Origin of the sequence: Brasilonema bromeliae SPC951, from assembly GCF_012912135.1 — a bacterium.
In the GTDB taxonomy this organism is placed as follows: domain Bacteria; phylum Cyanobacteriota; class Cyanobacteriia; order Cyanobacteriales; family Nostocaceae; genus Brasilonema; species Brasilonema bromeliae.
On the sequence record NZ_QMEB01000414.1, the window covers coordinates 150 to 1688 of the forward strand.

Annotated in this window: 4 protein-coding genes; 3 read left to right on the top strand and 1 reads right to left on the bottom strand. The window is 38.2% G+C overall.

What is annotated here, in order from left to right; genetic code table 11:
- The 3 genes from DP116_RS28125 to DP116_RS28135 form a co-directional block, all read left to right on the top strand.
- A partial coding sequence (locus DP116_RS28125; protein ID WP_246275843.1) for a WD40 repeat domain-containing protein occupies positions 1 to 606 on the top strand: 606 nt, incomplete at its 5' end.
- 69 nt (positions 607 to 675) lie between these two features.
- Positions 676 to 939, top strand: a complete 264-nt coding sequence (locus tag DP116_RS28130; protein ID WP_169158238.1) for a hypothetical protein — start codon at positions 676 to 678, stop codon at positions 937 to 939.
- On the top strand, positions 920 to 1327 hold the full coding sequence (locus DP116_RS28135; protein ID WP_169158239.1) for a type II toxin-antitoxin system VapC family toxin: 408 nt from the start codon (positions 920 to 922) through the stop codon (positions 1325 to 1327). Before DP116_RS28130 ends, DP116_RS28135 begins: the two co-directional genes overlap by 20 nt.
- A 60-nt stretch (positions 1328 to 1387) precedes the next feature.
- Here the strand turns inward: DP116_RS28135 and DP116_RS28140 are convergent.
- On the bottom strand, positions 1388 to 1539 hold a 152-nt coding region (locus tag DP116_RS28140), incomplete at its 5' end, for a UPF0175 family protein (protein ID WP_211173567.1).

The window sequence follows — 1539 nt, forward strand, 5'->3', positions numbered from 1 at the left end:
CTTCAAGGGCATACAAACACTGTTGATAGCGTCAGTTTTAGCCCGGATGGTAAAACTCTTGCTTCCGGGTCTGCTGACAAGACAGCGAAACTGTGGGATATAAACAGTGGCAAGGAAATTAAAACCCTTCAAGGGCATACAAACACTGTTGATAGCGTCAGTTTTAGCCCGGATGGTAAAATCCTTGCTACCGCATCAGTGGACAAGACAGCGAAACTGTGGGATGTCAAAAGTGGTAAGGAAATTAAAACCCTTAAAGGTCATACAGACTTGTTTACAAGCCTCAGCTTTAGTCCCGACAGCAAAACCCTTGCTTCCGCATCACATGACAATACGGTGAAATTGTGGAATGTTAACACTGGTAGGGAGATTCAAACTCTCAAAGAAGACAAAGGTAATTTTAACAGCTCCTATATTCAAAGCCTCAGCTTTAGTCCGGATGGTAAAACCCTTGCTTCTGCGTCCAGTGATAATACTATAAAACTGTGGAATTTTGATTTAGATAATTTGCTGGTGCGGGGGTGTGGCTTGATACACTACTACCTGCAAAATAACCGCGATGTCAGCCCAGAAGATCAACGCTTGTGTGACGATATCAAGCGTTGAGGGTCAATAGCGATGTTAATTCAATTAAAATGAAATAAACTTGATACACCACACCCTATACAGTACAACATGAAACCATCAAATTTACGTACCAAACTTTTGACAGAAATCAATCTTATTCCCGAAGAAAAGCTGGAAGAATTATATAATTTTATTCATTATTTTCGAGTCGGTGTAGAAGCATCTCAAGGTACATCCGAACAAATTATGCAGTTTGCAGGTTGTTGGGATGATATGTCAGATGAAATATTTTCCGACTTCAATGAAGAAATAAACACACGTCGCCAGCAGGCTTTTTTGGGGAGAAGAAACGATGAAACTAGCCTTGGTTGATACCAACATTTTATCCTTGTTTTTCCGCAATCAACCCTTGGTAGTTGAAAACTTTAATACATATATTAAAGAATATGGCAAAATCAACATCAGCATCATCACCTATTACGAAATAGTTAGCGGATTGAAGCATCGTGACGCACAGAAACAATTAACATCTTTTTTAGAATTTGCTTCACATAACATAATTTTGCCTCTAACTACAGATTCAACAACAATTTCTGGTGATATTTATGCCAGTTTAAGAAAAAAGGGAACACCAGTAGATGATATAGATATTCTCATTGCTGGAATTGCGATCGCTAACGATTTGATTCTTGTAACTAATAATCGGAGAGATTTCGAGAAAATCGAAGGCTTAGAAATTGAAGACTGGACTCAGGCATAAGTAAATCTAATTGACCAACAGCAGCAAGGCTAGTGATTAGTGAAGTATCACTAATAACAATCACAACCTACCCAAATCCCGTAAATTTTTCAAATCGAGTTCAAAATCTTCTATTTCATAAGAAAACAGAGGAATTTTGCGTTTTTGAAGCAATTGCTGAAACTGTATTTTATCCATTTCTGCCAACTTGCTCGCATATCCAAGGGGAAGTT